The sequence below is a fragment of the Streptomyces olindensis genome (assembly GCF_040645895.1).
Lineage (GTDB): Bacteria > Actinomycetota > Actinomycetes > Streptomycetales > Streptomycetaceae > Streptomyces > Streptomyces olindensis.
This window is the reverse complement of sequence record NZ_JBEYZD010000092.1, coordinates 23,558-30,773: the sequence shown is the minus strand read 5'-3', so window position 1 is coordinate 30,773 and position 7,216 is coordinate 23,558. Positions and strand designations below refer to the sequence as shown.

At 74.4% G+C, this 7,216-nt stretch carries 6 protein-coding genes; 1 reads left to right on the top strand and 5 read right to left on the bottom strand.

Translation table 11 applies throughout. From position 1 onward, the window contains the following. Window positions 1–1,574 (bottom strand): MFS transporter (locus tag ABZ948_RS36590; protein WP_359767075.1); only part of this gene is annotated, 1,574 nt, incomplete at its 3' end. A gap of 86 nt (window positions 1,575–1,660) precedes the next feature. On the opposite strand from ABZ948_RS36590, the gene ABZ948_RS36585 reads away from it, so the two are divergent. Then, window positions 1,661–2,236 carry a TetR/AcrR family transcriptional regulator gene (locus ABZ948_RS36585; protein ID WP_359767073.1) on the top strand — a complete coding sequence of 192 codons (576 nt, stop codon included), beginning with the start codon at window positions 1,661–1,663 and terminating at the stop codon, window positions 2,234–2,236. A gap of 9 nt (window positions 2,237–2,245) precedes the next feature. Here the strand turns inward: ABZ948_RS36585 and ABZ948_RS36580 are convergent, their stop codons facing one another. The 4 genes from ABZ948_RS36580 to ABZ948_RS36565 are packed head-to-tail and all read right to left on the bottom strand — an operon-like array spanning window position 2,246 to window position 7,146. Next, the gene (locus ABZ948_RS36580; protein WP_359767071.1) at window positions 2,246–2,926 is read right to left on the bottom strand and encodes an ATP-binding cassette domain-containing protein; all 681 of its coding nucleotides are present in this window, start codon (window positions 2,924–2,926) and stop codon (window positions 2,246–2,248) included. Continuing rightward, window positions 2,923–3,891 (bottom strand): ABC transporter ATP-binding protein, encoded by a 969-nt coding sequence (locus tag ABZ948_RS36575; protein ID WP_359767069.1) that lies wholly within the window; start codon window positions 3,889–3,891, stop codon window positions 2,923–2,925. Before ABZ948_RS36575 ends, ABZ948_RS36580 begins: the two co-directional genes overlap by 4 nt. Further along, complete coding sequence (locus ABZ948_RS36570) at window positions 3,881–5,656, bottom strand: ABC transporter permease subunit (RefSeq protein WP_359767067.1); 1,776 nt, start codon at window positions 5,654–5,656, stop codon at window positions 3,881–3,883. The genes ABZ948_RS36575 and ABZ948_RS36570 overlap by 11 nt, the downstream gene beginning before the upstream one ends. Then, a complete protein-coding gene (locus ABZ948_RS36565) occupies window positions 5,653–7,146 on the bottom strand; it encodes an ABC transporter substrate-binding protein (RefSeq protein WP_359767065.1) in 1,494 nt (497 codons plus the stop codon). The genes ABZ948_RS36570 and ABZ948_RS36565 overlap by 4 nt, the downstream gene beginning before the upstream one ends. Between the last annotated feature and the right edge of the window lie 70 nt (window positions 7,147–7,216).

The window sequence follows — 7,216 nt, the reverse complement described above, 5'->3', positions numbered from 1 at the left end:
GTGACGAGTACGAGCAGGCGTTCCGGGACGCCGGCTGCTCGGTCGCGCCCCGGCCCGTTTTCCGTGCACGGTCCCTCGGGGCCGGGCACCCGACGGAGCGTGATCGCCGCCAGCGCCGCCGCGCTCAGCAGCAGCACCGCGCCCGCGATCGCCGCCCCGTTCATCCCGCTGGTGAACGCCTCCCGCGCCGCCGTCGCCAGGACGTCCCCCGCGCGTCCCGGCAGCCGCTCGGCCACGGCCAGGGCGCCGCCCAGCGTCTCGTGGGCGGGGGCCGGGGCGGAACCGGGGATCTCGTGGCGGTAGACCGCCGTGCCGATCGAGCCCAGGACCGCCATGCCCAGGGCCCCGCCGAACTCCGCGCCCGTCTCCATCAGGGAAGAGGCGGTGGCCGCCCGGGCCACCGGGGCGGCGCCCATGGCGAGGTCCATGATCTGAGTGGTCGCCATGACGATCCCGCAGGCCAGGACGCCGCACGCGGCCAGCACCAGCCACAGCGAACGGGCGTCGGCGAGCGCCAGCAGGACATAGCCGCCCGCGGCGATGGTGAAGCCCCCCGCGACGACGGCGGCACGGGAGACGCCCTTCGCGACCAGCCGGGTGGCCAGCGGCGCGGCCATGCCGATCGGCACCGAGGGGAGCAGGGCCCACAGGGCCGCCTCCAGCGCGCTCTTGCCGAGCACCGACTGGATGTACTGCGTGGTGAAGAACGCCGAGCCCATCATCGCGAACAGGGAGAGCAGGTTCAGTGCGACCGCGGGCCCGAAGCCCCGGCCGCGGAAGAGGGCCGGCGGGATCATGGGTGAGTCCGAGGTGCGCTGGCGGTGGACGAAGAGGGCCGCGAAGAGCAGGCCGACGGTGACCGAGACGACGTGGCGGACGTTCCAGCCCTCCGCCGCGATCTCCTTCAGGCCGTAGATCACCGGGAGCACCGCCGCCATGGACAGCGGCACGCTCAGCCAGTCGAAGCGGCCGGGGGAGGGGTTCCGCGACTCGGGCAGCAGGACCGGGCCGAGGACCAGCAGCAGTGCCATCGCGGGCAGGTTGACCAGGAAGACCGAGCCCCACCAGAAGTACTCGACGAGCACCCCGCTCATCACCGAGCCGAGCGCGACCCCGCCCGTCATCACACCGGACCACAGGGCGATCGCCCTCGCCCGCTGCGCGGGGTCGGCGAACATCGTGCGGACCAGCGCCAGCGTCGACGGCATCAGGGTCGCACCGCCGATGCCCAGCACCGCGCGGGCCGCGATCAGGGCCTCGGCGCTGTGCGCGTACGCCGCGGCCAGCGAGGCGGCACCGAAGGCCGCCGCGCCGATCAGCAGGAGCCTGCGGCGGCCGATCCGGTCGCCCAGCGCGCCCATCGTCATCAGCAGGCCCGCCAGCACGAAGCCGTAGATGTCGAAGATCCACAGCTGCTGGGTGCCGGTGGGTTCCAGGTCGGCGCTGATCTCCGGGACCGCGAAGTAGAGGACCGAGACGTCCATCGAGACCAGGAGCAGCGGGAGCATCAGCACGCCCAGGGCCGTCCACTCGCGGCGGCCCGCGAGGGCGGGAGGGTGCGGTGTCGTCGTCATGGGCAGGACTGTACGAGCGTCTTAAACGCCTGTCTAGTACGCTTGTATAAGACGCTCGTCTGGAAGCGGGAGTAGGGTGAGGCCGCATGGGACACCGTGAGGATCTGCTGGAGGGCGCCAAGCGCTGCCTGCTCGCGAAGGGCTTCCTGCGCACGACCGCGCGCGACATCGTCAAGGAGTCGGGGACCAACCTCGCGTCGATCGGCTACCACTACGGCTCGAAGGACGCGCTGCTCGCACAGGCGTACGTCGAGATGGTGGAGGGGATGTCCGACGCCTTCGAGGGCGGTGGCGAGCTGGGCGGGGAGCCGGGATCGCTGGAGCGGTTCGCCGCGGTGTGGGCGAACATCATCGGCACCATGCGGGAGCCCGGGTCGCTGTGGCGGCTCAGCATGGAGATCGTGGCCATGGGCGACCAGCTGCCCGAGGTGCGGGAGCATCTGGCGCGGGCCCAGCGGGAGGGGGCGCGGGGCATCGTCACGCTCTTCCACGGCGGCCGGGAGGAGGACGTCCCCGAGGAGTGGGTGGACACCGTCGGGTACTTCTACCTGACGCTGATGATGGGCCTCATGGCGCAGTGGACGTTCGACCCGAAGAGCGCGCCCGAGGCCGAGCAGCTGGCGGCGGGGCTCCGCCGGGTGATCGAGGGCGTCACGGAGTAGGTGAGGGCGTCACCGAGAGGTGACGCGTCCCTCCCGCATCTCGATCACCCGGTCCGCGACGTGCCGGACGACCGCCCGGTCGTGGCAGATGAACAGGTAGCCGAGGCCCAGGTCGTCCTGGAGGTCGGCGAGCAGGTTCAGCACGCCCGCGCGCACCGACGGGTCGAGTGACGACACCGGCTCGTCCAGGACCAGCAGGCGCGGGTCGGAGGCCAGGGCGCGGGCGATGCCGGCGCGCTGGCACTGGCCGCCGGACAGCTCGTGCGGCCGGCGGTCGCCGTACGCGGGGTCCAGGCCGACGCGGTCGAGGAGTTCGGCGACGCGGGCCGGCCCCTGGTCCGGGTCCCAGCGGCCCTGGACCTTCAGGGGCTCGGCGACCGCGTCCCGGATGCGGTGGCGGGGACTGAGCGAGCCGTACGGGTCCTGGAAGACGGGCTGCATGCGGGGGCGCAGCGGCCGTAGCTCGCTCTCGGTCAGGCCCGTCAGCTCCCGTCCCTCGAAACGGACTTCACCGCCGTCCGGGCGGCGCAGCAGGAGTACCGCGAGGGCCGTGGAGGACTTGCCGCAGCCGGACGGGCCGTTCAGCGCCAGGGTCTCGCCGGCGGCCAGGGAGAAGGAGACGCCGTCCACGGCGGTGACTCGGCCGTAACGGACGACCAGGTCGCGGACGTCGAGCAGGGGATCACTCATGCGGGCTGCCGCTCCTTGAGGAACAACTCGGTGGCCGGGTGGGGCAGTTCCTCCCAGCGATGGCAGGCGACCAGGCGACCGGCGGCCGGCCGGGGTTCGGGTTCCGCCGTGTGGCAGGCCTCGGCCGCGAGCGGGCAGCGCGGGGCGAAGGCGCAGCCCGGCGGGAGCGCGCCCGGGACGGGCGGGGTGCCGCGCAGGGCGGGGAGACGGCGGCCCTCGGGCGCGTGCCGCGGGAGGGACGCCAGCAGACCGGCGGTGTAGGGGGCGCGGGGGCGGGCCAGCACCTGGTCCGCCGGGCCGAGTTCGGTGAGGCGTCCCGCGTACATGACCAGGACACGGTCCGCGTGGCCCTGGACGACGTCCATGTCGTGTGTGACCAGGACGAGCGCGGCGCCGACCGCCGCACGCTGCTCGGCGAGCAGCCGCAGCACCTGGTCGCGGCGCTCCTCGTCGAGTGCGGTGGTGGGCTCGTCGGCGACCAGGATCTCGGGTTCGTTGATCGTCGCCATGGCGATCACCGCGCGCTGCCGCATGCCGCCGGAGTACTCGTGCGGATAGGCCCGCGCCCTGCGCGCCGCGTCCGGGATGCCGACCCGGTCCAGGGCCGCGACCGCCCGGGCCCGGGCTTCCTTGCGGGACACCCCGGCCACCGACCGTACGGCGGCGGCGAGCTGGTCGCCCACCGGGTGCACGGGGGACAGGGCGGACAGGGCGTCCTGCGGGACCAGCGCGATGCGCCGGCCGCGGTGGGCGGAGAGGTCCGGGCTGATCGTGCCGCTCGTGGCCGCGCCGCGCGGCAGCATGCCGAGGAGCGCGCGGGCCGTGAGGGACTTGCCCGCGCCCGACTCGCCGACGAGCGCCAGCACTTCGCGCGGGCGGACGTCGAAGGACAGGCCGCGCACGGCCTCCACGCCGTCGAAGGCGATCCGCAGATCGCTGACGGTGAGCAGTGCCTCAGACTCCAACGGGGGCCTCCTTCTCGGCCGGGGCCGACGCGGGCGCCGGGGTGGTCCGCCGCCGTCCGCGGCCCTGTGTGAGCGCCGCGCCCGACACGGCGAGCCCGGCCAGCAGGGCCAGCGCGACCGCCGGGGCGAGGGCCGCCCACGGGGCGCGTTCCACATAGGCGCGGGACTCCTCCAGCAGCAGACCCCACTCGGGGGCGGGCGGCTGGGCGCCCAGGCCGAGGAAGCCCAGCGAGGCCAGGGCCAGGGCGATGCCCGGCAGGCGCAGCAGGGCGTGGCGCGCGACCGGGCCGGCCACGGACGGCAGGACGTGCCGGGTGAGGATCCACAACGGGCTCGCGCCGATGGCGCGCTGGGCGGTGAGGAACGCCGACGCCCGCACCTCCTGCACCAGCGCCGCCGCGTGCGCGGACAGGGCCGGCCAGGAGATCAGCGCGACCGCGAGGGCCGCCCCGCCGGTGCCGGGCCCGACGGCCGCCGCGACCAGGATGCCGACGATCACCGGGGGCAGCGCGTTGGCGATGTCCGCCGCGCCCTCCGCGATCCGGGGCAGGAAGCCCAGGGCGAGCGCGATCAGCAGGCCCAGCAGGCATACGGCGGCCGCTGTGCCGACCGTCGAGGCGGCGCCGTGGCCGAGCCGGGCGAGCACGTCACGGCCGAGACCGTCGGTGCCCAGCGGATGCGCCCAGGAGGGCTCGGCCAGCCGGTCCGTGGTCTGCACGGCGTACGGGTCGCGCGACAGGCCCCAGCCGATCGTCACGGCGAGGACGGTGAACAGCGACAGCGGGATCGCGGGATGCGCGCGCACCGGCCGTGCCGGAGGCAGCGACAGCGAGGCGTCACGCAGGGCCGGGCCCAGCAGCCGCCGCCGGGCGAACGCCGCCAGCGCGCCCGTGACCAGGCCGAGCGCGAGCAGCGCGAGCACCGAGCCCTGGAGCAGCGGCAGGTCCTGTGACTTGGCCGCGCCGAGGGCGGTACGGCCGATGCCCGGCACGGCGAAGACCGTCTCCACGGCGACCGCGCCACCGGTGAGTCCCACGGCGACCATCCCGAACTGCGGGACCAGCGGCGGCAGGACGCGCCGCAGCGCGGCCCCGGCGATCCGCGCCCGGCTCACCCCGGCGCCCCGCCACAGCTCCACCCACCGCTCGTCGAGCACGGCGGGCAGCGCGTCCGCGACCAGACGGCCGAGCAGCCCGCCGCCGGGGACGCCGAGGGCCACGGCGGGCAGGACCAGGTTCTCCGGCCCCGCCCAGCCCGACGTCGGCAGCCACCTCAGCCACACGCCGAACACCAGCAGCGCGACCGTGGCCAGCAGGAACTCGGGTACGGCGGCGAGCATCGCGGCCCACGCCCCGCCCGAGGCCCGGCCCCGCACCAGCACCGGGGTGACCAGCGCGCACGCCAGCAGCAGTGCCACGCCGAGCGAGGCGCCCATCAAGGCCAGCGACACCTGGAGCCCGGAGACCACGGAGGGCAGTACGTCGGTGCCCGACACCCAGGAGGTGCCGAGGTCGCCGCGCAGCAGGTCCGAGGCCCAGCCGCCCAGCAGGGACAGGGGGCCGGCGTCGAGACCGAGGTCCTGTCGTATGGAGTCCAGGGCTTCCTCGGTCGGGTCCTGCTCCGCGGAGCGGGCCCGCAGCACGGCCAGTGCCGGGTCCCTGCCGGAGAGCCAGGGCAGCAGGCCGACGGCGGCCAGGACGGCGATGAGGCAGAGGAGGCGCGTGAGCGTGGCGGCGTCGGCCGGCCGCCCTGTGCGGACCTTCACTTGACGTAGGTGTCCGCCGTGACCAGCTCCCGCTCGCGCGGGTCGTGGGCGGCGCCGGTCACGCCGGGCGCGTCGCCCTGGATCACACGCTCATGCAGCATGGGCACGGCCGCGTCGGTGCCGAGCACGGCGGCCTCGGCGGCGATGACCGCGGCGCGGCGCGGGTCGCCGGTCCTGGTCTCGCCGGCCTTCTTCAGGGCCTTGTCCACGGCCGGGTCGGCGAGCTGGGCGATGTTGAAGGAGCCGTCGGAGGCGAAGTCGCTGTAGAGGTAGGCGGCCGGGTCGCCGGAGTCGAGGACGGTGGCGCGGGAGAGGATGAACGCGTCGAACCGGCCCGCCAGCGCGTCGGACTCGATGTTGGCGTACTCGCGGACGTCGAGTTTCACCTTGAACCCGGCCTTCTGGAGCTGCTGTTGCAGCGCGGCGGCGACCTCGGGCAGCTCGGCGCGGTCGGTGAAGGTGCCGATGGTGATCGTCTTGCCGGCCGGGTCGCCGGCCTCGGCCCGCTTCACCGGCTTGCGCAGCTCGGCCGCCCACGGCAGGGCCGGGCCGAGCAGCCCCTCGGCGACGTCGGCCCGCCCCTCGTACACGCCCTTCACGATCGATTCGGCGTCGATCGCCTCACGGGCCGCCGCCCGCAGCGCGGCGTCCCTGAAGGGGCCCTTCTCGGTGTTGAGGTACAGGGTGTTGGTGCGCGGCATCGGGACCTCGGTGATCAGGTCCTGGTCGAGGACGGCGGCCTGCGAGACCGGCACCGCCTCGACGATGTCGGCCTCGCCGCTGCGCAGGGCCGCGGCACGCGCCGTGCCGTCCGGCACGAACCGCACGTCGATGCCGGGAGCCTTGGCCTTCTTCCCCCAGTAGCCGTCGTAGCGGTCGAGTGCGGCTGAGGCGGTGCCGTTGACCTTCGTCAGCTCGAAGGGGCCGGTGCCCGCGCCGACGGGGTCGACGGTCTTCCCCGGGTAGGCCTTGGCGGCCAGGATCGACAGCTGCGGGGAGCTGAGCCGCTGCGGGACCAGGGGATCCTCGGTGGCGGTGGTGACGGTGACCTTGTCGCCGTCGGCCTTCGCGGTCAGGTCCACGCCGTCGAGGATGCGGGGCTTGGGGGAGGCGGCCGCGGCCCTGGTGAGGGAGTTGACGACGGCTTCGGCGGTGAGCTTCGTCCCGTCGTGGAAGGTGACGCCCTCGCGCAGGGTGAAGGTCCAACTCCGGCCGGACTGGGTCCACTCGGTGGCCAGCGCCGGCTCGGCGTCACCGTCCGCGTCCAGTTTCACCAGGGTCTCGGAGGTCGACCAGCGCGACAGCTTGAAAGCGTCGTCCGACAGCGGGGACAGCCCCGAGCGCGGTGGCTGCATCATCGCGAGGCGTATGCGCTCACCCCCTGCCCCGGAGTCGTCCGTGGCCGACTGCCCACCGGTGAAGCAGCCGGTGAGCAGGGCGGAGGCCGCGGTGACGGCAGCAAGGGGGATGAGTCGGGCAGGGACGCGCACGGGACACCTCGGTCAAGGCCTGGTAAATGGTTGAACGCGCCACGACCGTAGCAGATGACAATCGTTTTCA